This window comes from Brachybacterium sp. ACRRE (assembly GCF_022346485.1).
Taxonomy (GTDB): Bacteria; Actinomycetota; Actinomycetes; order Actinomycetales; family Dermabacteraceae; genus Brachybacterium; species Brachybacterium halotolerans.
Genome location: NZ_JAKRMO010000004.1, coordinates 15465 through 39597 on the forward strand (window position 1 = coordinate 15465; position 24133 = coordinate 39597).

General features: G+C 72.3%; 21 protein-coding genes, 2 tRNA genes and 1 riboswitch. Of the genes, 17 read left to right on the forward strand and 6 right to left on the reverse strand.

From position 1 onward, the window contains the following. Window positions 1–181: 181 nt before the first annotated feature. The 10 genes from MHY49_RS01850 to MHY49_RS01895 all read left to right on the forward strand — a co-directional run bounded on the left by MHY49_RS01850 (window position 182) and on the right by MHY49_RS01895 (window position 11075). Window positions 182–1708, forward strand: a complete 1527-nt coding sequence (locus MHY49_RS01850) for an MFS transporter (RefSeq protein WP_239202128.1) — start codon at window positions 182–184, stop codon at window positions 1706–1708. 128 nt (window positions 1709–1836) lie between these two features. Further along, window positions 1837–1910: transfer RNA gene (locus MHY49_RS01855), tRNA-Lys, on the forward strand. Window positions 1911–2132: 222 nt separating this feature from the next. Further along, complete coding sequence (locus tag MHY49_RS01860; protein ID WP_239202129.1) at window positions 2133–3029, forward strand: NAD(P)-dependent oxidoreductase; 897 nt, start codon at window positions 2133–2135, stop codon at window positions 3027–3029. Window positions 3030–3271: 242 nt separating this feature from the next. Next, entirely contained in the window at window positions 3272–4234 is a 963-nt protein-coding gene (mvk, locus tag MHY49_RS01865; RefSeq protein WP_239202130.1) for a mevalonate kinase, read from the forward strand. Further along, window positions 4231–5226: a diphosphomevalonate decarboxylase gene (gene mvaD / locus MHY49_RS01870; protein WP_239202131.1), complete on the forward strand. Its 996-nt coding sequence runs from the start codon at window positions 4231–4233 to the stop codon at window positions 5224–5226. Before mvk ends, mvaD begins: the two co-directional genes overlap by 4 nt. Next, window positions 5223–6320, forward strand: a complete 1098-nt coding sequence (locus MHY49_RS01875; protein ID WP_239202133.1) for a phosphomevalonate kinase — start codon at window positions 5223–5225, stop codon at window positions 6318–6320. Before mvaD ends, MHY49_RS01875 begins: the two co-directional genes overlap by 4 nt. Then, window positions 6317–7468, forward strand: coding sequence for a type 2 isopentenyl-diphosphate Delta-isomerase (fni, locus tag MHY49_RS01880; RefSeq protein WP_239202135.1), 1152 nt, complete (start codon window positions 6317–6319; stop codon window positions 7466–7468). The genes MHY49_RS01875 and fni overlap by 4 nt, the downstream gene beginning before the upstream one ends. Continuing rightward, a complete protein-coding gene (locus tag MHY49_RS01885) occupies window positions 7465–8565 on the forward strand; it encodes a hydroxymethylglutaryl-CoA reductase (RefSeq protein ID WP_228358136.1) in 1101 nt (366 codons plus the stop codon). The genes fni and MHY49_RS01885 overlap by 4 nt, the downstream gene beginning before the upstream one ends. Then, window positions 8562–9758, forward strand: a complete 1197-nt coding sequence (locus MHY49_RS01890; RefSeq protein ID WP_239202137.1) for a hydroxymethylglutaryl-CoA synthase — start codon at window positions 8562–8564, stop codon at window positions 9756–9758. The genes MHY49_RS01885 and MHY49_RS01890 overlap by 4 nt, the downstream gene beginning before the upstream one ends. 54 nt (window positions 9759–9812) lie before the next feature. Continuing rightward, window positions 9813–11075, forward strand: a complete 1263-nt coding sequence (locus tag MHY49_RS01895) for an FAD-binding oxidoreductase (RefSeq protein WP_239202139.1) — start codon at window positions 9813–9815, stop codon at window positions 11073–11075. Here MHY49_RS01895 and MHY49_RS01900 read toward each other — a convergent pair. Both MHY49_RS01900 and MHY49_RS01905 read right to left on the reverse strand, forming a co-directional pair. Next, the gene (locus tag MHY49_RS01900; RefSeq protein WP_239202140.1) at window positions 11054–11497 is read right to left on the reverse strand and encodes a VOC family protein; all 444 of its coding nucleotides are present in this window, start codon (window positions 11495–11497) and stop codon (window positions 11054–11056) included. The two genes, MHY49_RS01895 and MHY49_RS01900, sit on opposite strands and share 22 nt — an antisense overlap. A 35-nt stretch (window positions 11498–11532) precedes the next feature. Beyond that, a complete protein-coding gene (locus MHY49_RS01905) occupies window positions 11533–12237 on the reverse strand; it encodes an SDR family oxidoreductase (RefSeq protein WP_239202141.1) in 705 nt (234 codons plus the stop codon). A gap of 26 nt (window positions 12238–12263) precedes the next feature. Here MHY49_RS01905 and MHY49_RS01910 point away from each other — a divergent pair, with 26 nt between their 5' ends. Next, entirely contained in the window at window positions 12264–12680 is a 417-nt protein-coding gene (locus tag MHY49_RS01910; protein ID WP_239202142.1) for a MerR family transcriptional regulator, read from the forward strand. A gap of 48 nt (window positions 12681–12728) precedes the next feature. On the opposite strand, the gene MHY49_RS01915 is transcribed toward MHY49_RS01910, so the two are convergent. Continuing rightward, a complete protein-coding gene (locus MHY49_RS01915) occupies window positions 12729–15317 on the reverse strand; it encodes a polysaccharide pyruvyl transferase family protein (RefSeq protein ID WP_239202143.1) in 2589 nt (862 codons plus the stop codon). Between the two features lie 797 nt (window positions 15318–16114). Continuing rightward, window positions 16115–16190: transfer RNA gene (locus tag MHY49_RS01920), tRNA-His, on the reverse strand. Between the two features lie 192 nt (window positions 16191–16382). Between MHY49_RS01920 and MHY49_RS01925 the strand changes: the two genes are divergently transcribed. Further along, window positions 16383–16976 (forward strand): hypothetical protein, encoded by a 594-nt coding sequence (locus tag MHY49_RS01925; protein ID WP_239202144.1) that lies wholly within the window; start codon window positions 16383–16385, stop codon window positions 16974–16976. Between the two features lie 40 nt (window positions 16977–17016). Then, window positions 17017–17358, forward strand: coding sequence for a thiamine-binding protein (locus MHY49_RS01930; RefSeq protein WP_239202145.1), 342 nt, complete (start codon window positions 17017–17019; stop codon window positions 17356–17358). 39 nt (window positions 17359–17397) lie between these two features. Here the strand turns inward: MHY49_RS01930 and orn are convergent, their stop codons facing one another. After that, window positions 17398–19320: an oligoribonuclease gene (orn, locus tag MHY49_RS19270; protein WP_370645948.1), complete on the reverse strand. Its 1923-nt coding sequence runs from the start codon at window positions 19318–19320 to the stop codon at window positions 17398–17400. Window positions 19321–19381: 61 nt separating this feature from the next. Continuing rightward, a riboswitch (TPP riboswitch) is annotated at window positions 19382–19474 on the forward strand. On the opposite strand from orn, the gene MHY49_RS01945 reads away from it, so the two are divergent. The 4 genes from MHY49_RS01945 to MHY49_RS01960 all read left to right on the forward strand — a co-directional run bounded on the left by MHY49_RS01945 (window position 19466) and on the right by MHY49_RS01960 (window position 23206). After that, a complete protein-coding gene (locus tag MHY49_RS01945; protein WP_239202146.1) occupies window positions 19466–20881 on the forward strand; it encodes an MFS transporter in 1416 nt (471 codons plus the stop codon). It overlaps the preceding riboswitch by 9 nt. After that, the gene (locus MHY49_RS01950) at window positions 20878–21804 is read left to right on the forward strand and encodes a hydroxyethylthiazole kinase (RefSeq protein ID WP_239202148.1); all 927 of its coding nucleotides are present in this window, start codon (window positions 20878–20880) and stop codon (window positions 21802–21804) included. The genes MHY49_RS01945 and MHY49_RS01950 overlap by 4 nt, the downstream gene beginning before the upstream one ends. Beyond that, complete coding sequence (locus tag MHY49_RS01955) at window positions 21801–22562, forward strand: thiamine phosphate synthase (protein ID WP_239202150.1); 762 nt, start codon at window positions 21801–21803, stop codon at window positions 22560–22562. The genes MHY49_RS01950 and MHY49_RS01955 overlap by 4 nt, the downstream gene beginning before the upstream one ends. A 182-nt stretch (window positions 22563–22744) precedes the next feature. Beyond that, a complete protein-coding gene (locus MHY49_RS01960; RefSeq protein ID WP_239202152.1) occupies window positions 22745–23206 on the forward strand; it encodes a hypothetical protein in 462 nt (153 codons plus the stop codon). A gap of 30 nt (window positions 23207–23236) precedes the next feature. Here the strand turns inward: MHY49_RS01960 and MHY49_RS01965 are convergent, their stop codons facing one another. Further along, window positions 23237–24097, reverse strand: coding sequence for an SDR family NAD(P)-dependent oxidoreductase (locus MHY49_RS01965; protein WP_239202154.1), 861 nt, complete (start codon window positions 24095–24097; stop codon window positions 23237–23239). Window positions 24098–24133: the final 36 nt, after the last annotated feature.

Consider the following 24133-nt stretch of genomic DNA (forward strand, 5'->3'; position numbering starts at 1 on the left):
CGTCCGGTTCTGCCACGACCCTAGACCCGTGGCGGCGACGGCGTGAGGGCCCCGCTGCCCGGCGCTCGCTCATGCGCGTCATCCCGTGGATGTCGGGGAGATCACAGGAGTACTGTGCACGAGCGGTTCCTGGACGACGGCGCCCAGCGCACCCGGACATCGAGCACGCAGGAGGAGTTCTTTGAGCACGATCAGCTATACGCCGCAGAAGTGGCGTCCCGAGCAGGTCACCATCACCGAACCCTCGGTGATCCGGCGAGCGATCGGGGCCGCGGCCATCGGCAACATCACCGAGTGGTACGACTTCGGCGTCTATGGATACCTGCAGGTCACCATCGAGGGCGTCTTCCTCCCGAAGAACGCGGGAGCCGCCGGCGCGATCATCGTGGCCGCCCTGTTCGCCGTCGCCTTCCTGGTCCGCCCCCTCGGCGGCATGTTCTTCGGCCCGCTGGCCGACCGCATCGGACGCAAGTCGGTCCTCGCCACCACGATGATCATGATGGCGCTGGGCACCTTCCTCATCGGCGTCCTGCCCGATTACGCGACGATCGGCCTCGCCGCCCCGTTCCTGCTGCTGGCCTGCCGACTGATCCAGGGCTTCTCGACCGGCGGCGAGTACGGCAACGCGATGGCCTTCATCGCCGAGTACGCCCCGGACCGCCGTCGCGGCTTCTTCGGGAGCCTGCTCGAGGTCGGCACCTTCGGCGGCTACGTGCTGGGCGCCTCGGTCGCGACCATCATGACCGCCATCCTCACGCAGGACCAGCTGCTCAGCTGGGGCTGGCGCCTGCCGTTCTTCGTCGCCCTGCCCCTGGGTCTCGTCGGCGTCTACCTGCGCTCCAAGCTCGAGGACACGCCCGCCTACCGCGAGCTCGAGAAGCAGCAGGACGCGGAGGCCAAGGCCAAGGCCGAGGAGAAGAAGGCCGCGAAGAAGTCCGGCGCGCCGGCGAGCTCCGAGGCCGGCGGCGGGACGAAGGGCCGCGGCGAGATCAAGGGCATCCTGCGCCTGTGGCCGAACCTGCTGGCGTGCATGGGCCTCGTGCTCGCCTGGAACGTCACGAACTACATGCTGACGGCGTTCATGCCGCAGTTCTTCCCGATGATCCGCGAGTACCAGGGCAGCGGCGGCGTCTCCGACCTCGCCTCCTCGATCCTGCAGATCATCGTCATGGTCATGTGCCTGATCCTGATCCCCGTGATCGGCCGTCTGAGCGACCGCGTGGGCCGCAAGGCCGTGGTGCGCGCGGGCTCGATCGCACTCATCGTGCTCTCGATCCCCTCGGTGCTCCTCATCCGCGGGAACAGCGACGTCACCGTGCTGTTCGGCCTGCTGATCATGGGCCTGAGCCTGATCTGCTTCAGCGCGACCATGCCCTCCACGCTGCCGTCGCTGTTCCCGACGGCCGTCCGCGCGGGCGCCCTGTCGATCTCCTTCAACGTCGCCATCTCGCTGTTCGGCGGCACCACCTCCACGGTGATGACCTCCCTGGTGACCTGGACCCACTTCCTCATGTGGCCCGCGATCTACCTGATGGCGGCCGGCGTGATCGGCCTGATCTGCGTGCACATCGTGCCCGAGAGCAACGGCCGCCCGCTGTGGGGCTCGAAGCCCGCGGCGAGCGACCGCAAGGAGGCCACGGCGCACGCGAAGGAGCTCAGCGAGGAGGCCGAGGCCTTCGTGCTCGCCCAGCGGGCGGGCGCCCACTGATCCTCCGTCGGGGCGGCCCGGCCGGCGCGCGGTGCGCCCGGCGCGGGCCGCTTCCTGTTTGCTCGCTCACAGGGCGTGGCCTCCGGTTTTGCGCTCGGACCCGAGCGGGGTAATGTTTTCGTTCGTCGGCGCCATTAGCTCAGTTGGTTAGAGCAGCTGACTCTTAATCAGCGGGTCCGGGGTTCGAGTCCCTGATGGCGCACCCGATCGAGAAGCCCCCGTCGCGGAAGCGACGGGGGCTTCGTCGTTCCCATCGTCCTCGCGGCCCCTGTCCGGTTCGCGTGCACGCCGCTCCCAGCCGCGGATCGGGAGAGCGGTGCAGGATCACTTAGACTCGACCTGCGCAGGCTCGATCCGCTCGAGGGCTCTCGATCCGGACGATCCGCGCACGACGCGACATGCGACCTGCGGAAGGAGATCGGCTGTGAAGATCGCCGTCACCGGTGCCACCGGCGTTCTGGGGCAGGAGGCGGTCGAGGCGCTCGTCTCCGCGGGCCACGAGGTGACGGGGGTGACCCGCCGTGAGCGCGGCATCCCCGTGGTCGAGGGCCGCGGCGCCTCCGCGGTCGTCGCCGATGTCTTCGACGCCGCCGCCCTCGAGGACGTCTTCGCGGGCCACGACGTGGTCGTGAACACCCTCGCCCACGTCCCGAAGGGCATGGCGGCCATGCGCCCGCTGGCCTGGCGCGAGGACGACAAGCTGCACATGGAGGCCTCCGTCGCGATCGCCTCGGCCGCGCAGACAGCGGGTGTGCAGCGCCTCGTCCAGGAGTCCACGATCTTCCTCTACCCCGACAACGGCGACGAGTGGATCGGCGAGGACGAGCCGCTGTCCGTCCGGAACCAGGCCTTCCGCCCGCGAGTGCGCGAGATGCGCGCGGCCGTCGACTTCGCGACCGGCGGGCGCAGCGCCGTGATCCTGCGCCTCGGCCAGCTCTTCGGCCGCGACCCGCAGACCACGCACACGCTCAAGGCCACCCGCAGCGGCGACCAGATCCTGCTGGGTCGGCCCGAGAGCTACATCACCCTGCTGCACCATCGCGACGCGGGCCGCGCCTTCGTCGCCGCCCTCGGCGCGCGCAGCGGCTTCTACAACGTGGGCGGGGAGCCGATCACCCGCGGACGCTGGGCCAAGGACCTCGGCACCGAGGCCAAGGCCAAGGGGCCCGCGAAGTTCTACCCCGAGATCGCGCAGGCCGTCGTCGGCACCCGGCTCGACGTCCAGCGCCGCAGCCTGCGCGTGAGCTCCGTGCGCTTCATGTCCGAGACGGGCTGGCGCCCTCTCATCGGCCCCTCGACCCCCGGCTGGTCGCGCATGTGAGGGGAGCCCTCCGGCGACTGTGCCGGGGTGTTCACAGAACCTTCGCACGCCCGGCCCAGGAACCCCGCTCGGGGCGGCGTGGCGCGTGCCAGAATCGACGCATGTCCTCCCTCGGCGTCCGTGCAGGTGAGCGTGCAGGTGAGCAGGCCCACCGCAGCGGGCGGGCCCGGGGCGGCGCGCCGTATCCTGGCGCACGGCCGGAGGTCGGCCGGCAACCCACCAGGCAGCGGGGAGAGACGAGGATGAACCCAGCGCGCACGAGCGTGCACGGTGCGCGCACCGGCATCGGCCGGGCCCACGCGAAATCGATCCTGCTGGGCGAGCACGCCGTCGTCTACGGCACCCCCGCGATCGCCGTCCCGCTGCACGCGCTCGACCTCACCGTGCGCGTCACCGAGCGCGCCGACGAGCAGCTCCACCTGCGCAGCGCCCTGTTCACCGGCTCCGCGGCCGACGCCCCGCAGCGCCTGCACCCCCTGGTCACCGCGATCCACGCGGCTCTCGCGCTCACCACCTCGGCGCCGATCGGCCTGGACGTCGAGATCGACTCGGCGATCCCCTTCGAGCGCGGGCTCGGCTCGAGCGCGGCCGTGGCCGCCGGCATCGCCCGCGCGATCGGCGACCTCACCGAGACGCCCCTGGATCCCGAGGCCGTCCACGACGTCGTCATGGCCGCCGAGACCATCGCCCACGGCCGCTCGAGCGGACTGGACGGCAGGGCCGTCGCGTCCGACGTGCCCATCCGCTTCCGCGGCGGGGAGGTCACCCCCGTCCCCGTCGGCGCCCCGCTCACCTTCGTCCTCGCCGACAGCGGCCACGAGGGGTCGACCGCGGAGGCCGTCGGCGCGGTCCGCGAGCTGCGCGAGACCTTCCCGAGCCGTGTCGACGGGATCATCGGCCGCCTGGGCGGCATCGTCGAGGAGTCCCTCGACCGCTTCGCCGCCGGCGACGTCCCCGCGCTCGGCGCGCTCATGGACGAGGCGCACTCCCTGCTCACCGAGCTCGAGGTGTCCGATGCGACCCTCGACCGCCTCGTCGCCGCGGCCCGCGGGGCCGGCGCGGCGGGCGCGAAGCTCACCGGGGGAGGGCGCGGAGGCTGCGTGCTCGCCCTCGCCCCCGACGCGGCCCGCGCCGCGGATCTCGAGACGATGCTGCGGGACGCCGGCGCGACCCGCACCTGGCAGACCACGGTGGAGACCGCATGAGAACGGCGACAGCGCGCGCGCACCCGAACATCGCGCTCGTGAAGTACTGGGGCAAGGCCGACGAGGAGCTCATCCTCCCCGTCGCCGGCAGCATGTCCATGACCCTCGACGCCTTCGCCACGACGACCACGGTGGCCCTGGACCCGGAGGCCGACGAGGACTCCTTCGTCCTCAACGGCACCCCGGCGACCGGCACGGCCCTCGCCCGGACCACGCGGTTCCTCGACCACGTGCGCGAGCTCTCCGGCTCGAGCGAGCGGGCGCGCGTGGACTCGGTGAACGAGGCGCCCACCGCCGCGGGCCTCGCCTCCTCCGCCTCGGGATTCGCAGCCCTCGCCCTCGCCGCCTCCCGCGCCTTCGGGCTCGCGCTCGACGAGCGCGCGCTCAGCCGCCTGGCCCGCCGCGGCTCCGGCTCGGCCTGCCGCTCCGTCGTGGATCGCTATGCGGTCTGGCACGCGGGGACCGACGACGAGACCTCCTACGCCGAGCAGATCGACGCCCCGGACCTGCGCCTGGTGATCGTCACGGTCGACGGCGCCCAGAAGGCCGTCTCGAGCCGCGAGGGCATGCGCCGCACGGCCGCGACCTCGCCGTTCTACGACGCCTGGATCACCTCGACCGCCCGCACCCTCGAGGAGATGGTGCGCGCGTGCGCCGCCGGGGACGTCACCCGGATCGGCGAGATCACCGAGTCCCATGCCCTGCGCATGCACGCCGTCATCGCCTCGAGCGAGCCGCCCGTGCGGTACCTCGCGCCCCCGAGCGTGGCCGTCTTCGACACCGCCGCCGCGCTGCGGGCCCAGGGCGTCGTCGCCCACCCCACCGCCGATGCCGGCCCCAACGTGTGCGTGCTGACCACGCCCGCGGACGCCGAGACGGTCGCCCGGGCGGTCTCCGCGCACGGCAGCGTCCGGATCGTCGGCCCCGGGCCCGGCGCGCACCTCGTGGACGCGACGGTCGATGCGGCTGAGACGGACGGGGGCGAGCGATGATCGAGACCCGCGCCCCCGGCAAGCTCTACATCGCCGGCGAGTACGCCGTGGTCGAGCCCGGCCATCCCGCGATCCTCGTGGCCGTCGACCGCTACCTCACCGTGCGCCTCACCGAGGCGATCGGCATGGGGCGCGTCCACTCGAGCCGCTACGGGCACGGCCCCGTGACCTGGGTGCGCGACGCCGACGGCGACACCATCGTGGTGGACCACAGCCCCTTCGACTACGTCACCGCGGCGATCACGATCCTCGAGCGCCTGCGCTCCGAGCGGGGCCTCGACCCGCGCTACTTCGACCTGCACATCGACTCCGAGCTGGACGACTCCAGCGGTCGCAAGTTCGGGCTGGGGTCCTCGGCCGCCGTCACCGTCGCCGTCGTCGATGCGCTCGATCGGTTCTACGGCCTCGGGCTCACCGCGATGGAGCGCTTCCGCCTCGCGCTGCTCGCGACCATCCACGTCGCCCCGAAGGCCTCCGGCGGCGACCTCGCGGCCTCGACCTTCGGCGGCTGGATCGCCTACACCGCGCCCGACCGGGCGCGGCTGCTCGCCCTCAGCGACGCCCTCCCGGTGGCCGAGGTGCTCACCGCCCCCGAATGGGACGTGTGCACGGTGCGTCCGCTGCCGGACCTCGCCGCGCTGCGCCTGCTCGTGGGCTGGACCGGCTCTCCCGCCTCGACCGAGCGGCTCGTGGACCGCGTGCGCATGAGCGAGGACGACCTCGACGCGCACTACGCCCGGTTCCTCGACGACTCCCGCACCGCCGTCGAGGAGCTCGTCGCCGCCTGGGACAGCGACCCCGCGACGATGCTCGAGATCATCCGCCGCTGCCGCCGCCTGCTCCAGAAGCTCGGGCGCCTGCGCGGCACCACCATCGAGACCGACCAGCTGCGCACCCTGTGCGACCTCGCCGAGGCCAGCGGCGCCGCCGGCAAGCCCTCCGGGGCGGGCGGCGGCGACTGCGGCATCATGCTCCTGCCCGGCGACGTGAGCGACGACGCGGTGCTCGCCACCTGGCGCGAGCACGACATCCTGCGTCTGGACCTGCGCCCCCACCTCCCGCAGACCGCGGACGCCGCGGGGGCCGTGCGATGAGCGCGGGGACCGACGGGGCGAGGCCCGACGCCGACGCCGCGGGACGCCGCGAGCGCAAGGAGGACCACGTGCGCCTCGCCACCGCGCAGTGGCAGGGCGGGACGCGCACCACCGAGTTCGACGATCTCGAGTTCCTCCACCACGCGCTCGGCGGGGTCAGCCTGCCGGAGGTCGACCTCGGCGTCGAGCTGTTCGGCCGCACCGTGGCCGCGCCCTTCTACATCAACGGCATGACCGGCGGCACGGAGTCCACCGGGCGCATCAACCAGCAGCTCGCGATCGCCGCGCGCGAGACCGGCACCGCCATGGGCTGCGGCTCCGTCTCCATCGCCCTCGAGGACGAGTCCGCCGCGGACGCCTTCCGCGTGATCCGCCGCGAGAACCCCGACGGTCTCGTGATGGCGAACATCGGCGTGGGCCGCAGCGTCGAGGACGCCCGCCGAGCCGTCGACCTGCTGCAGGCCGACGTCCTCCAGGTGCACGTCAACGCCGTGCAGGAGACCGTCATGCCCGAGGGCAGCCCCGACTTCTCCTCATGGCTGCGGGGCATCGAGCAGATCGTGGCGGCGCTCGAGGTGCCGGTGCTCGTCAAGGAGGTCGGCTTCGGGCTCAGCGCCCGCACCCTCGCCGACCTCGCATCCATCGGCGTGGCCTGGGCCGACGTCTCCGGGCGCGGCGGCACGGACTTCCTCGCCATCGAGAACGACCGCCGCCCCGGCCGCGACTACTCGTATCTCACCGGCTTCGGCCAGTCCGCGCCCGCCGCGCTGCTGGACGCCCGCGCCCACCAGGACGAGCTGGGCGGGATGACGCTGCTCGCCTCCGGCGGAGTCCGCGACCCCCTCGACGTCGTCAAGGCCCTCGCGCTCGGCGCCCGCGCCGTCGGCGTCGCCGGCTCCTTCCTCAAGGCCGTGGTCGAGGGCGGGCCCGAAGGGCTCGTCGAGCTCATCGGCTCCTGGCAGCGGCACACCCGCGAGCTCGCGGCCCTGCTCGGCGCCCGCACGGCAGCGGGCCTCACGGGCACCGATGTGCTCGTGCGCGGGCGCCTGCGCGAGTTCTGCACCCTGCGCGGCATCGACGCGGGCGCCTGCGCGCACCGCTCCGCCCGCGCCACCGACGATCCCTCCGACCCCCAGGAGCAGCGATGAGCACCGAGCCCGAACCCACCGCATCCGCCACCACTGCATCTGCCCCTGCTGCGCCCGCGCCCACCACGCAGATCCCCACCCGCTGGGTCGGCCCGCTGCGGATGAGCGGCAACGCCGTCGAGGGGGAGATCGAGGTGCCGCTCGCGACCTACGAGACCCCGCTGTGGCCCTCCGTCGGCCGCGGGGCGCGGATCTCCCGGCTGGTCGAGGGCGGCATCCGCGCGACCGTGCTGGGGGAGCGGATGACCCGCTCCACGCTGTTCGTCGCTCCCGACGCGGCGACCGCCTTCGAGGCGTCGAAGGTCATCGCCGAGCGCGTCGACGAGCTGCGCGAGGTCGTCTCCTCGGGGTCCCGCTTCGCCCGTCTCGAGGAGATCCACCCCGAGATCGTCGGGAACCTGCTGTTCACCCGCTTCGCGCTCACCACGGGCGACGCCTCGGGCCACAACATGGTCACGCAGGCCTCCGAGCAGCTCATGGAGCGGATCCTCTCCTGGGACCTGGGGATCGAGTACGGATCGATCTCCGGGAACTTCTGCTCGGACAAGAAGGCCACCGCCGTCAACGGCGTCCTGGGCCGGGGCCGCAGCGTCGTCGCCGAGATCCTCATCCCGCACGAGATCGTCGAGAAGCAGCTGCGCTCGACCGCCGAGCGGATCACCGACCTGGTGGTGCGCAAGGACTGGATCGGCTCCACGATCGCCGGCGCCCTGCGCTCGGCCAACGCGCACTACGCGAACATGCTGCTCGCCTTCTACCTCGCGACCGGCCAGGACGCCGCGAACATCGTCGAGGGCTCCCAGGGCTTCACCCACGCCGAGGTCCGCGAGGAGGGGCTGTACTTCTCGTGCACCCTCCCGCACCTGATCGTCGGCACCGTGGGCAACGGCAAGGACCTCCCGCACGTCGACTACGCGATGGAGCGGCTCGGCTGCCGGGAGGAGCGGGAGCCCGGCGCGAACTCGCGCCGGCTGGCCGCGCTGATCGCCGCGAGCGTGCTGTGCGGCGAGCTCTCGCTGCTGGCCGCCCAGACCAACCAGGGTGAGCTGATGACGGCCCATCGTCGCCTCGAGCGGAGGAAGGCACCGCGCTCATGACCAGCACCGGAGAACCCACCAGCACCGAAGAATCCACCGGCACCAGCATCGGCATCGAGGACCTCGAGCTCGCCGCCTCCCACCACGTCCTGGACCTCGGCGCGCTCGCCGAGGCGCGCGGCGTCGACCCCGCGAAGTACACGCGCGGGATCGGCCTGGACGAGATGGGCGTGGTCGCGGCCGACGAGGACGTGGTCACCCTGGGCGCCTCCGCCGCCTCGCGGCTGCTCGCGCGCACCGGGACCGAGGGCCTGCGCACCGTGCTGTTCGCGACCGAGTCCGGCGTGGACCAGTCCAAGTCCGGTGCGGTGATCGTCCACGGACTGCTCGGGCTGCCGAGCTCCGTGCGCTCCGTCGAGCTCAAGCAGGCCTGCTACGCGGGCGCGGCCGCCGTGCAGACGGCCATCGGCATCGTGGCCCGTCGGCCCCGGGAGAAGGTGCTCGTGATCGCCGCCGACGTCGCCCGCTACGGCCTCGGCACCTCCGGAGAGCCCACGCAGGGCGCCGGCGCCGTCGCGCTGCTGATCGCCGCCGACCCGGCGCTCCTCGCGATCGACCCCGTCTCCGGCGTCTACTCGGCCGACGTCGACGACTTCTGGCGCCCGAACGACTCCACGACCGCGCTCGTGAACGGCCGGCTCTCGATCAGCGCCTACAAGAACGCGCTGCTGGGCGCGTGGGACGACCTGCAGGAACAGGGCGGCCCCGGCGTCGACGAGCTCGACGCCGTGGTCTACCACCAGCCCTTCACGAAGATGGCCGTCAAGGCGCAGCGCTTCCTCGACCAGCACACCGGCGGCCGGCTCGACCCCGAGGCGCTCGAGCAGGGCGCCGTCTACGACCGCCGTCTCGGCAACACCTACACCGCCTCGCTGTGGGCCGGGCTCGCCGCGCTGCTGGACCACCGCGACGGGCTCGAGGGCCGACGGATCGGCCTGTTCAGCTACGGCTCCGGCAGCGCGGGGGAGATGCTCACCGGCACCGTCCAGCCCGGGTACGCGCGCCCCGAGCGGGCCGCGGCGACCCGAGCGGCCCTGGATGCACGCGTCCCCGTGACCGTTGCCGAGTACGAGGAGCTGCACGAGCGCCTGCTGGGCAGCGATGAGGACGTCGAGACCCCGCGCGCGACCACGGCGCCGTTCCGCTTCGCGGGCGTCCAGGAGGGCGCGCGGAAGTACGAGGCGACCGTCTAGGAACGAAGTGCTCCGCGGCCCCGCGTGCGCTGCGGAGCGCAGCGAGGAGGACGCATGACCGTGTCGGAGCCGCAGCGCAGCATGCTGGTCGTCGGCGGCGGGATCGTCGGCATCTGCCTCGCCCGCGAGCTCGCCGACGCGGGCTGCACCGTGACGGTGCTCGAGCGCGACACGGGGGAGCCCCGCGGCTCGACGCGCTTCGCCCCGGGCTTCGTGGGCGTGTTCAACGACGAGCCCCTGCTCACCGAGCTCGCCCGCGTCTCAGCAGAGATCTTCGACGAGATCGGGGCGCCTTCGCAGAGGTCTTCCGTCGGCCCCGGCCCCGGCCCTGGCCCTGGCCCTGGCCCTGGCTCTCGCCGTGCCGCGTTCGAGAGGACCGGCGGCCTGGAGATCGCGACGTCCGCCCCGGGAGCACGAGAGGTCGCGCGCCGCGTCGACGCGTCCCGCGCCGCGGACCTGCCGGCACAGCTGCTCGGGCCCTCGGACCTTCCTGCTTCGGTCGCCGCCCTCGTCGATCTCGACAGGGTGGAGGGCGTCGGACTCTTCCCCGCCGACGGCAGCGCAGACGTGCCCGCCCTGCTCGCCTGCGCGCGACGCGAGGCGATCGCCCGTGGGGTGCGGATCGTGGAGGGGCGAGAGGTCGTCAGGATCTCCCGCGATCGGGGGACGGTGCGCGTGACCTCGGCCGACGGCAGCTCGTACAGCGGCGACGATGTAGTGCTCGCCGGCGGCATCTGGGGGCCGCCCCTGATGCGGCGGATCGAGGGAACGGAGATCGACCTGCCGCTGGTCCCCGTCGCCCATCCCTACGTCTACTCGGGACCTTCGACCGGCCTCGCACCGGGGCCGTTCCTGCGATGGCCCGAGCACCACGTCTACGCACGGGTGCACGAGGACAGGCTGGGCATCGGCACCTACGACCATGCGCCGCAGCCCGTGGACCAGCAGCAGCTGGGAGGCGGTGCCGCCCTGCCGTGGGACCCCGCCTTCTCGACGGCGATCGAGGCCGCGCAGCAGGTCCTGCACGAGCGGGCGCGCTTCACCGCGCAGCGGCGGGTGGACGGAGTGTTCGCGATGAGCCCGGACAACCTGCCCTTCGTCGGCGCCCATCCCGAGGTCGAGGGGGTCTGGATCGCTCAGGGCCTCTGGGTCACGCATGCCGCAGGCGCCGCGAGGATGCTCGCGGAGGCGATGACGGCCGGGGCGGAGATTCCCGCGCGACTGGTGCCGGGCCGATTCGCCGGGGACGACCCGAGCGCCCTGCGCGCCGCGGCGCTGCGGATGTACCGGGACATCTACGCGAGCGGCTCGGACTGAGTCCCGCTCGGCCGCTTCCCGAGGGACGACTGGAAGCGGAGCAGGTAGCCGTCGGGATCCTGGACCAGGAACTGCACGACGCCCGCCTCCTGCGCTCCGGTGCGGTACCAGCGCGTCTCGGGAGCGAGGAACAGCTCCGCGCCGCGCCTCACCAGGCGCCGTGCCAGCGCCTCCGCGTCCGGGATGCCGATCTGCAGGTTGATGCCCCGGCCCAGCGGGGGATCGAGCCGCCCCGTGACCCAGTCGCGGCCGATACCGCGCTGATCGAGCATGACGTGGGCGCTCCCCAGCTCGAGATAGGCGAAGCCCTCCTCGGGGCGCGCATAGCGGACGGAGAAGCCGCACTCCTCGACCCAGAAGCGCAGACTGCGCGCGAGGTCCTCGACCATGAGCTCCGGGACCAGGGCAGGGGAGGTGTCCATCGGGGCATCCTCCCACCTGCCCGGGTCCCGGAGGCTCAGCCGAGCTCGGCGTAGAGCTGCTCGGGAGGGCTCGCCAGGCGCGCCTTGATCGCGGCGGTGTCCGTGTCGAGCACCTCGCTGCGGCCCGCCTCGAGGGCGTCGAGGAGCATCGCCACGACCTGTCGGGGATCGTTCTTGGGGATGTCCCAGCCGGCCATCATGTCGGTGTCGGTCGAGGCGAGGTGGACGCCCAGGACCTGCGTCCCCTGGGCGGCGAGCTCGAGCCGGGTGCTGTTGGTCAGCTGCCACTCGGCGGCCTTCGAGGCGGCGTACGAGCCGTTGCCGGGGAAGGTGCGGAAGGACAGCAGCGACATGATGTTGATGATCGCGCCGCCGCCGTGTGCTGCGAGCACCGGGGCGAACGCCCGGGAGACATGCAGGGCGCCGAAGAAGTTGGTCTCCATCTCGGCGCGGATGCGCTCGAGGTCGCCCGTGAGCAGGTTCTGGGCCGAGGCGATGCCGGCGTTGTTCACGAGGAGGTCGACGTCGCCGGCCTGCTCGGCGGCGGAGGCGGCGTGCGCCCCATCGGTCACGTCCAGGCGCAGCGGGACGACCCGCGGGTCGGTGAAGGGGAGCGACTCCGGGCGCCGGGCGGTGGCGTAGACGCGCCGGGCGCCCCGCTCGAGCAGCTGCTCGACGACGATGCGGCCGATGCCCCGATTGGCTCCGGTGACGAGTGCGGTGCTGTGTGCGATGTCCATGTGCGCGACACTAGGACCTGACACCCATGTCAGATGCAAGGGGCGGGGGCGCGATGCAGGAGGAGACCGGGATGCTGAGGATCGGCGAGCTCGCGAGCAGCACCGGGGTGAGCGTGCGCTCCCTGCGCTACTACGAGTCGAGGGGACTGCTCGAGGCGCAGCGCACGGGCGGTGGGCAGCGCTCCTACCAGGGGGAGGCCGTGAACCGCGTGCTGCTCATCCAGCAGCTCTTCGCCGCCGGGCTCAGCAGCGCCGACATCGCCGAGCTGCTGCCGTGCATGCGCAGCGGCCGCACCACGGCCGCGATGGTCGAGCGGCTGGAGCGCGAACGGGCGCGGATGGAGCAGCAGATCGAGCAGCTCCACGCGGCGCGCGACCGACTCGACGGCGTGCTCGCGGACGCGCGGAGCAGGAACGCGACGAGCGCGCCCACCCGAGGGTGAGCGCGCTCGTCGTGACCGGGCGGGGAGAGCCCGCCGGAGATCCGGGCCTCAGGCGTCCTTGTGCTGGACCAGCGCGCGCTGCACACCGGTGCGCTTCGAACGGGGCACCAGGACGTTCTCGTCGAAGTGGCCCACGCCGATGAACGAGATGAAGACCTCGTGGTCCGGGATGTCGATGAGCTCGCGGATCTTGGTCTCCTTCTCCGTGCCCATCGCCGTGTTGAGCGGCACCGAGCCCAGACCCACCTGGGTGAGTCCCAGCAGCAGCGACATCATGAACAGCCCGCCGTCCACGAACGGCTGGTTGCGCTCGGGAGCGAAGAGGAACGCGTCCAGGTCCGCGGAGACCAGCAGCAGCCTGGGCGGCATCTCGTAGCCGGCGAAGCCGCCCTGGATGTCCAGCACCTTCTTGATGACGTCGGGGTCCTCGAACTGGTGGACCCTCGCGCCCTGGCGGTTGCAGACCGAGGGCGACTGCATCGCGATCTGCACCGCGCGCGCGATCTCCTCGTCCTTCACGGGCTCGGAGGTGTACTCGCGCACGCTGCGGCGGCCGTAGACGACGTCGAGGAAGCTGCGCTCCGCATCCTCGTTCTCCACCTCGCCGACGAGCTCCCGGACCTGCCCGGCCGGCAGCACGCCGCCCTCGGAGTGGGTGGTGCCGTCGATGAGGGCCTGGGCGGGCTCGGAGAACAGCTGGCGGAAGTGGGAGACGTCGGTGCCGAGCTGGTCGTGGCGGTCGAAGTAGGCCTTCATCACGGCGGCCGAGCTCTGCAGGAACTCGTCCGAGGTGTCGCGATCCGCGGCGAGCCAGGCGTTCATCTCCTTGGCGAGGCCCGGGACCGCGCGGCCGCCGAAGCCGGGGCGGAAGTTGCTGCGGCTCAGCCCCTTCTCGATGGCGTGCGCGTGGAAGATCATCCGCGCCTGGGCGCCGGAGACCCCGTCGGCCGAGCGGGCGTGGCCGAACGAGCGCACCTGGCGCTCGGAGTCCTTGAGCGCGAGCGCCTTCGCCTGGGCGGAGAAGCCGCCCGCGGGAGCCCCGCCCTTGCGCTTGGCCGGGGCCTGTGCGGCGAGGGCGCCGGTGGGGATCCGCTCGATCTCGATGCTGCGGATGTCCGCCCCGGCACGGCGGCCGGTGAAGTGCACGCCGCCGAGCATGAACTGGGTGAACCCGGGCTCGGAGACCGTGAAGGTGAGCGTGTCGGTGCGGGCCTGGCCGCGTGCGCCCTCGACGTTCACGGCGCCGACGACGCGGAAGCGCGTCGACTCGGGGTTGCGCACGTGGATGTTGACCTTCTTGGCGTCGGTCGTCGGCGTCCAGTCGATGCGCAGCTGGTAGGCCGAGCCTGCGACGAGCGGCTCCGGCAGATCGGTCCACACCAGGTTGCCCAGCACGTCGCCGCCGCGCGCCACCCGCAGGCGTGTCTGCTTGCCGCGACGGGCGATCTTCCAGCCGGAGCCTCCGGTCGCGAACTCCGGCGCGGTGAGCGTGAGCTTCTGGCGCGGGTAGAGCGCGGCGGAGCCGGTGGTGCTCGGGTCCAGCGCGTCCTTCAGCCATGCCATCGACGACTCGCGGCCGGAGCTGATGTAGTCGCGGGCGGTCGAGTAGTCGATCTCGCGGGTGACGTTCGGGTTCGCGGCGATGTCCTCGTGGGAGTCGGTCTCGCGCACGCGCCGCGTCTCGTCGAAGCCGAGCGAGCTCATGAGGTTCTTGAAGCGGTCCGCACCGCGCTTGCTGTTGAAGATCGAGGAGAAGGGCTTCTCGAAGATCGCCGCGAAGGCGGAGCCGTGGAAGCTGTCGGTGACGACGTACTCCGCGTCCTGGTAGGTGCGCAGGAAGTTCTCCGGACGGTCCTCGTCGAGGATCTGGGCGCGCGGCTCGTCGGCCCACAGGGTCCGGCAGTGCTCGATGCCGTCATCGGGGTTCGGGATCACGCGGATGATCTCGAGGCCGAGCTTGTCCGCGATGCCCTGCGCGACGGCCTTCTTCTCCTCGGTCGGATCGAGGAAGAACACGCTGAGGTACTCACCCTCGGGGGCGACGGTGGCCTTCGCGGCGAGCTCGTCGTAGTGCTCGCGAGGCAGCAGGAAGACGGGGTCGACGACCAGCGAGGCCTTCGCGCCGAAGATATCGCGCGCGGTGTCCACCGCGTAGCCCTCGCGCACGGAGATCGCCTTGAAGCGCTGCAGCTGCGCGGCGTGGGTGGCGATGAACTCGGGCGTGAACTTCTTGGTGCCGCGGTTTCCGAAGGAAGTGCCGTAGGCGACGCGGTTGTTCTGCTCCGAGACGAAGTCCAGGAAGAGATCGCTGTTCACGCGGCCGATCAGCGGGTTCCACAGCTGGTCGCTGCCCACCACGAAGGTGCGCGCGCGCTCGTTCAGGCGCGGCAGCTCGGTGAAGTGCATCTGCTGGGTGGTGTGGTAGCCGACACGCTCGGCGAACTGCATGGAGACGATGTCGTCCGGCCACTCGACACGGAAGCCGTTGTAGCCCAGGGGCTCGTGGACCATGAGCACCGAGTGGCCGAGGTTCTGGATCGCGCGGTTCAGGCCGTAGTACGTGAGGATCGACCCGTAGTTCTTCCCGTACCACCAACCGCACACGGCGACGTCGAATGTCTGCTTCGGATCGGTCATCTGGTGAATCCTTGCCTCTCATCGCTTGCTGCAGGAGGTGACGCCTGGAGTCTGTGATGCATTTCGTGCGTGTGCCCGTGAATTCGATGCGTTCGTTGTTCCGGGCGGGCGACCGAAATGCTTGCGGTGAGTCTAGCCCAGCACCGCCGGGGGAAATCGGTCGTGTCGCGCCGGTGTCACGGGGAGATCCCGCAGGCCGATGGGGACCACCGCGGAGGACGGGTGGCGAGTGCGGGGCGCGGGGCCGGTGATCGCGGGGTGGGCCGCCGTCGGGTGCGGTGGGCGAACGCGGTATCACCCCAGGTGAGGAACATCGGCGGCCATGGCGTGCAGGTCGCGGCGTCGCGACCTGGCATCGACGGGTGCTGGTTTCTGGCCCGGCGAGGTGTGCGGAACGGGCTCGGACGGGGGTCCGTGGTCGACTTCACCGACTGAGGGAACGGACGCAGTACGTCAGGTGTACGGGCGGTGAACGGAATGCGGACGAATGGTAAGAGAATTGATGAGAGGCATGGAGGAAGAATGGAGGCCGTGTGAGGGCGCGCCACCGTTCATGTGCAGGTCGAGGGCGTCCAAGAATTCGGTGCGGGGTGTTTCCTGCGCATCGATCATGAATTCGCTGCATCGGCATTCGAATGATTCCCGGGCAGCGGCGGGCTGCAGTGGGAGGCGGGAGAGGCGGCGTCGCATGAGAGCGGGGCGGCGGATGCATGGGCTCGCTGGGCGCCGCCGGTGTCCACGACGATGTCCGGACAGTCCTCCGGACAGAAAAAACGCCCTGTCACCAGGGCGTTTCTTGGGGTGATCGACGGGATTTGAACCCGCGACCGCCTGGACCACAACCAGGAGCTCTACCTACTGAGCTACGACCACCATGTGCGCTCCGAGGACCGCAACGAGAAGCAAGCATACCGGGCGTCGGCCCTGCTCCGCACCCTCGGACGGGGGTTCTCGCTGTGAGACGCCTTGCACTTCGCCGGCACGGCAGACTGGGGCATCGGTCCGGAGGACTCCGGGCCGGAAAAGCAGGAGCCGGATCCCGCCTCGTCATGACAGGCTCGCCGCATGCTCCTGCTCGTGACCGGCTCCAGCTGCTCCGGGAAGACCACGGCGGCCTTCTCGTGCGCTGATCTTCCGCGCATCGTGGTCCACGACAGCGACGAGCGCGGCGTGCCGAGCAATGCCGACACCGCCTGGCGCCAGCGCGAACTGCGCTGGTGGGTGCGCGAGGCGATCCGGTTCGAGGAGCACGGTGTGGACCTGCTGCTCACGGGCCAGTCGCCGATCGGCGAACTGCTGGCGGTGCCGGAGGTCGCAGACCTGCGCGCGGCGGTGTGCCTCCTCGACGTCGCGGACGAGGAGCGTCGACGCCGATTGGTGGCCCGTGATCCCGGGACGTGGTCGCCGACGCAGGTCGACGCGTTCCTGGGATGGGCTCGCTGGCACCGGCGGCACGCCGCGGACCCCGCCCACGCTCCCGAGGTGATCGTCGCGACGGGCGAGCCGGGCATGCGATGGGAGCGCTGGCTGCCTCCCGCCGCGAGGCCGCGCGCGTGGCAGGTCGAGGTCATCGACACGACCGGGACACCCGTCCTGGACACGGTCTCCCGGCTGCGGGAGTGGATCTCGAGGAGCCGCGGGCCCGTCGTCAGCGCATGATCCGCTTGCCCGCGGGCCGATGGGGGAGAACAGTGGGGGCATGATCATCGCCTTCTCCGTCCAGCCCACCGGTGAGCCCTCCGATCCCGGCCTCACCCGCGACCTCGCCGAGGGATCCGACGCCGCGAGCGTCCACGACGCCGTCGCCGCCGCCGTCCGCGTGGTCCGGGAGTCCGGGCTCCCGAACCGCACCAGCTCGATGTTCACCGAGATCGAGGGCGACTGGGACGAGGTGATGGGCGTCGTGCGGCGCGCGACGGCCGAGGCCGGCCGCTACGGCTCGCGCGTCTCCCTCGTGCTCAAGGCCGACATCCGCCCCGGGCACGAGGGCGAGCTCGACGGGAAGATCGAGCGCCTCGACGCCGCCCTCGACCGGAACTGAGGGCGGCGCCGCATGTGAGAGCGGCGCCGCCAGGCCGAATCAGCCGATCTCGTCGACCAGGCCGTCGCGGACCGCGGCGGCCATGGTCGGGGTGACGGGCAGTCGCGGGATGAGCGTGGCCTGGTAGGCGTGGTAGATGTCCGGCTTGCCCTCCCAGGTGCGCGCCTGGGGCTGGTTGCGCCGGTCCAGCTCGTGGTGCCAGCTGCCCCGCTCGGGATCCAGCAGGAACTCGCTGACGTACTCCCACCAGGCCTGGTAGCGGTCGGCCCACTTCCGGTCGCCCGTCACCTGGAACATCACGGCCGCGGCGGCGGTCGCCTCGGCGGCGACCCAGTGCATGCGCTCGTGCACCACGGGCGTGCCGTCCCAGTCCACCGTGTAGGGGAAGCCGGGCTCGCCGTCCATGCCGAAGGCGTCGTCGGCCCTCCCCATCAGGGCATTCGCGGCCTCGAGCATCCAGTCGGGTGCCTCGCCGTCCTTCGCGAGCAGCGCGGCGCGCCCGTGCAGCACCAGGCGGGACCACTCGAGCCAATGGCCGACGGTCGCGCCGTAGGGACGGAACGGATCGGCCGGCTTGTCCTCGTTGTAGTCGAGGATCGGGTTCCACGAGGTGTCGAAGTGCTCCGGCAGCAGCCAGTCCTGCTCGCGCGCGAACTCGTCGATCGCCCGGGTCATGATGCCCACGGCGCGGTCCAGCCAGCGGCGCTCCCCGGTGACATCGGCCGCGGCGAGCAGGGCCTCGGTCGTGTGCATGTTCGCGTTGATGCCCCGGTACTCCTCGCAGACGGCGAAGGCGCGGTCGAAGGTGTCCACGCTCATCCCCGCCTCCTCGTCGTAGAACTTCTCGTCGAGGACGCCCAGGGCCTCCTCGAGCAGCTCCGCGGCGTGCGGGCGTCCGGCGGCGGACGCGGAGGCGGCCGCGAGCACCACGAACGCGTGCGCGTAGGCCTCCTTGGCGTCGTCGATGACGGTCTCCCCGGCGATCTTCGAGAACCAGCCGCCGTGCTCCTCGTCCTTGAAGACGGTGCGCAGGGACTCGATGCCGTGGTCCACGAAGCGCCCGTACTCGGGGCTGCCCAGCATCGTGGCGAGCGCGAAGCAGTGGGTCATGCGGCAGGTCACCCAGAGCTCGGCCGGCTTGTCGCCGTCGAGCTCGCCGTTCTCGTCGAGCCAGCCGAAGCCGCCGTCCTCCCGCAGCGACTCGGCGCCGAAGACGAGGAGCTCCTCGCCCTCGGAGTCCAGCCAGGTGCGATGGGTGGCGCGCTGCAGCCACGGCACCGCCGGTGCGGAGGAGCCCGCCGCGCCTGCGGCCGCCTCGTCGGACCCGTCGGCGCTCTCGCCGTCGGCCGTGAGCTCGAAGGTGCGCGCGGCGGCCTGGGCCTGCGCGGTCGTCGGCCCCGGGTCGGCCACGAACAGCACCTCGCGGTAGTACTTGAGCTCCTGGATGGACTCGCGGATGTCGGCGAGGGCGCGGTGGCCCCCGTGCTTGGCGGGCGTGTTGTAGAAGACGCGGGGGAACCAGCGCTTGGCGAGCTCCTTGAGGCTCGAGACGTCGATCGTGCGGTAGGAGAGCCAGGCGGCGAACTCCGGCACGTCCTTGTCGAGGAAGACGCGGTCGGTGCCCACGGAGTTGCCCGCGAGCGGCGCCTTGCCGGCCTCCGGGCAGTGCTCGCGCACGTAGGCCAGGCACTGCTCCTGCGCGGCCTCGAGGGTGATGCCCGCGTCCAGCTCCTCCAGCAGCCCGGAATTCGTGTGCATGGTGCGCACGAAGTCGCCCATCTGCTCCAGCGCCTCGGCCGGGGGCCTGACGACGACGTCCACGCCCTCCCCGAGGATGTTGAGGTCACCATCGGTGACCAGGACGGCGATCTCGACGAGCGCGTCCTTCTCCTTGTCCAGTCCGGTCATCTCGCAGTCGACCCAGACGATGCGGTCGGCGGTTCCACGATTCGAAGTGCTCACGTGGCAAGGGTAGTCGCCGCGGACGGCGCCGCGGCCCCGCTGGCGCCTCTGGAATACTGGCGCGCCGGACACGGGGTGCGCCGCGCGCGCTGAGATCACACCCGTGGAACCTGATGCAGTTCGCACTGACGAAGGGATGTCCGCCATGCGGTCACGTCTGCCCGAGAGCCCGCCCACGATCGCCGCCGCGGCCCACCCGCCGCCGGCCGGGCCGACGCCGATGCCGCAGCTGCCGCCCGAGGGCCGCGCCGCACTGCGCGCCGGGGTGGTCGGCAACTTCATCGACAACGTCCACGTGTTCCTGCCGCTCACCGCGCTGACCCCGGCGCTCGCCGTCGTCGCGGGCCCGGGGATCGCCGCCACCACGGGAGCGATCGTGGTGATCGCGATGATGCTGGGCAGGCCCGTCGGCGGCATGGTCTTCGGCAGGATCTCGGACCGCCTGGGGCGCACGCGCACCACGAAGGTCGCGATCACCGGCACGGCCGCCTGCGCCCTGCTGATCGCCGCCATGCCCACCCATGAGCTGCTGGGTGCGGGGACGATCGGCCTGATCCTCTGCCTGCGCTTCCTCGGCGGGATCTTCGTGGCCGGCGAGTACTCGGCCGCGATCCCCCTGGCCATGGAATGGTCGGCCCCGCGCCGGCGCGGCCTCATGAGCGGGCTCATCCTCTCGATGGCGCCGTGGGCGCAGGCCGCGATCGCCTTCGCGACCGCCGCGCTGCTCCTGGTCCTGGGGCCCGACGCCTATGCCGCCTGGGGCTGGCGCGCGCTGTTCGTGCTCGGGGCGCTCGCCTCCCTCGGCATGCTGGTCTACTACCGACGGCACGTGGTCGACGCGCCGATCGCCCGGCGCGAGCGCGAACGGCCCCAGGGGCCCGAGCCGACGGACGAGCCCGCCGTCACGGGCATCGCGGCCATGCTGCGCGGACGCTGGGCGCGCGCCTTCTGGCAGGTCTTCACCCTGATGACGGGGCTGTGGCTGCTCACGAACACGACCGTCATCATGCTCACCGCCCAGCTCGGCGAGGACACGGGCCTTCCGGCGACCAGCGTCTCGGTCGCGATGGGCATCGCCTCGTGCGCGCAGGCGCTCGCGATGGCGCTCGCCGGGCATCTCTCCACGAGCACCGGCAGGCGCCGACTTCTCATCGGGTGGGGGATCGCGGCGACCGTGCTGGGCCCGGTGCTGTGGTGGACGGCGGTGGGCTCGAGCACGCTGGCCGGTGCGGCCGTGCTCGCCGCGGCGCTCCAGGTCGTCACCGTCGCCGCGTACGGGCCGGTCTCCGCCTACCTCTCCGAGCGCTTCCCGACGTCGGTGCGGTCCACGGGCTACGGGATGGGCTACAGCCTCTCGCTGATCCTGCCCGCGCTCTACCCGTTCTACCTGCCCGGGCTCTCGGCGCTGCTCGGGCCGCGCGCCGCGGTGCTTTCGCTGCTCGTGCTCGGCGGGATCCTCCTCGTCCTCGGCGCGGCGATCGGACCGCGGCTGTCCGCGGTGGAGATCGATCGGGACCTCGACGCCGTCGCCGCGCGGGACGGCCGCGGGAGCGGGCGATGAGCCGCGACGAGCAACCGCACGAGCACGACGACGATGCGGACCTGCGCGCGGTCGCCCCGGTGATCGCCGAGGTGCGCCGGTGCCCGCCGCTCGTCCACTGCCTCACCGCGACGGTGTCGATGGGCATCGTGGCCGACGGCCTGCTCGCCGCGGGTGCCCGCCCGATGATGACGGAGACCGAGTCCGAGGCGCCCGTGGTCACGGAGGCGGCCGACGCGCTGCTCGTGAACCTCGGGACCCTCAGCACCGATGCGATGGCGGGCATCCCCGCGACCGTGTTCGCGAGCATCGCGGCCGGTCACCCCTGGGTGCTCGATCCGACCGCGATCGGGCTCCCGCCCGTGCGCACGGCCCTCGCCTGCGAGCTCGTGGGGCTGCGTCCGAACGTGGTGCGCGGAAACGCGTCGGAGGTCCTCGCCCTGCGCGGAGGGTCCGGCGGACGCGGGGCCGACGCGAGCGACGGAACTGAGAGCGCTCGTGGCGCCGCCCGCGAGATCGTCGCCCTCACCGACGGGGCGGTGGCCGTCTCAGGGCCCGTCGACCGGATCGTTGGGGCGGACGCGAGCGCGGGCGCGGGTGCGGGTGCGGGCGATTCCGGTGAGGACGGCACACCGAAGATCGAGGTCCGTCGGGGCCACCCGCTGCTCACCCGGGTGACCGGCACCGGCTGTCTGCTCGGGGCGCTCACCGCCGCGTGCCTCGTCGCGGTGGAGAGGATCGGGCCCGTCGACCCGCCCGTCGGGACATCGGAATTCGCAGCTCGTGCCGCTCGCTCCGCTCACGCCGCGACCGTGTGGCTCGACGTCGCGGGGGAGCGCGCCGCCCGGCGCGCGCCGCGGCCCGGTGCCTTTCGCACCGCCCTGCTCGATGCCCTGGACGAGATCGGCGAGCACGCCCTGCAGACCGCCGAGGAGGACCGATGACCCTGCCCCATGACCACCACCACGACCACGATCGCCCGGGCCTGGACGTAGACGGGGCGGCCCCGGCGGCCCCGGTGCCGCTCGACCTGCGCTGCTACCTCGTGACCTCCGGGAGCGACCGCCGCACCGTGGAGACCGCGGCTGCCGCCGCCGCGGCCGGCGCGGGCATCGTCCAGGTCCGTGCGAAGGGGCTCGAGGCCCGTGAGCTGCTCGGCCTCGTGACCGCGGTGGCGCGTGCGGTCGGCTCCGTCGCTCCCGCGTGCCGGGTCCTGGTCGACGACCGGGCGGACGTCGCCTTCGCCGCCCGGGCGCGCGGCGCGCACGTGCACGGCGTCCACCTCGGCCAGGACGACCTGCCCGTCGCCGCGGCTCGCGCGCTGCTGGGCCCGGACGCGATCATCGGGCTGACCACAGGCACCCTCGACCTCGTGAGGTCCGCCGAGGGGCAGGCGGAGCTGCTGGACTACGTGGGCGCCGGCCCCTTCCGGCCCACGCCCACGAAGGACTCGGGACGCACGCCCCTGGGCATCGACGGCTACCGGACGCTGTTCGCGAGCACACGCCTGCCGATCGTCGCGATCGGAGACGTGATGCCCGCCGACGTCCCCGCGCTCGCCGCGACCGGTGTCGCCGGGGTCGCCCTGATGCGCGCGATCATGGGCGCGAGCGACCCTGCGGCCGTGGTCCGCGAGGTGCTGGCCGGGTTCGAGGGCGATCCGGGACCGGCGTCACGGGGCGCTCCACGACAGATGTCATGACCTCGCACGGACCCGGGGACGGCGGGCGCCGACCCCGGTAGACCGTCGGCATGGATACGGATCTGAGCCGGCTCGCGACCGTCAACCACCACGGCTTCGCCTTCCTCCTCGCCTACGGCCTCACCTGGCTGCTCGCGGCGGGCGTCTGACGATGGCGCGGGCAGCTCGCGGGCGCCTACGCGGTGCTGCTGCAGGGGGTGATCGCCCTGCCGATCGCCTTCGGCCTGATGGCCCTGACCGCCACCGGACCGCGCCCCCAGGACCCGCTGCTCGACGAGCTGTCCACGGCGCTCGCCGTCTCCCAGGTGTTCGCGCTGCCGATCCTCATCTACCTGATCCTGCGCCGCGCGCACCGGCAGGTCCCGATCGTCTTCGCGGCGGTGACGATCGTGCACTTCTCCCCGTACTCGTGGCTCTACCGCACCCCGCTGTACATGGTCCTCGCGGGGGTCCTCGTGATCGGACTGTTCGTGGTGTGCCGACTCGCGGACCGTCGGGCCGATGCGCTCGCCGGGGCGGGGCCCGACGACCCCGCGGCACTGCGCGGGGGCGCCGGTGCGGCGGCGACGCCGGGCGACTGGGCGATCCCGGCCTTCACGGGTGCCGTTCTCGTGATCGGCGCGATCATCGCCCTGCTGCTGTGACCCGGACGGAGACCCGGACCCGGCGTCCCGTCACACCGCCGACCACCCCCCGTCGGACGCGAGCACCGCGCCGTTGACGTTCGAGGCGTCCTCGGAGAGCAGGTACAGGATCGAGGAGGCGAGCTGCTCGGCCGTGGCGAGGGACGGGATGTTCCCGCGCGCCTCCTCGAGCCGGGCGCTGCCGAAGGGCGCGATCTCCGGCTGCATCGGGATGCCCGTCGCGACCGCGCCCGGCGCGACGGCATTCGTACGGATCCCCTTCTTCGCGTACATGAAGGCCATCGACCGGGTGATCCCGATGACCGCATGCTTGGAGGCCGTGTAGGCGACGCCCGAGGCCGAGCCGCGCAGTCCCGCCTCGCTCGCGACGTGCACGATCGAGCCGCCCCCGGTCTCGAGCATCCGGGCCGTGACCGCCCGTGTGAGGGCGACGAGACCGCCCACGTTCACCGCGAGCACCTTCGCCCACATCTCGTCGCTGACCTCGTGGATCGCGGAGAAGTCGTCGTTGATCCCGGCGACGTTCGCGAGCGCGTCGACGCGCTCGCCGGCCGCGGCGAGGATCGCGTCGATCGTTCGCGCGGAGCCGAGATCACCGACGACCGTGACCAGCCGGTCCGCGTGCGCTCCAGAGGTCTCGGCCGCGAGCGCCTCGAGGCGCTCGGCGGAGATGTCGGTCGAGACCACGCGCGCGCCCTCGGCGAGCAGCCGTTCGGCCGTCGCCCGACCGATGCCGCCGGCGGCGCCGGTGACCACGACGGTGCGCCCGGCGAAGCGGCCCGAGGATGCGTCGGCGCGGTCTGCCGGGTCTGCCCGGTCGGCCCCGTCCGCCGCGGGGGTGCTCGAGCCACGTCGCGATCGTCGCGCTCGCGGTGATGGGGGTGGATGCATCGCTCATGGCCTGGACCTCCGACGTCCTCGTGGATG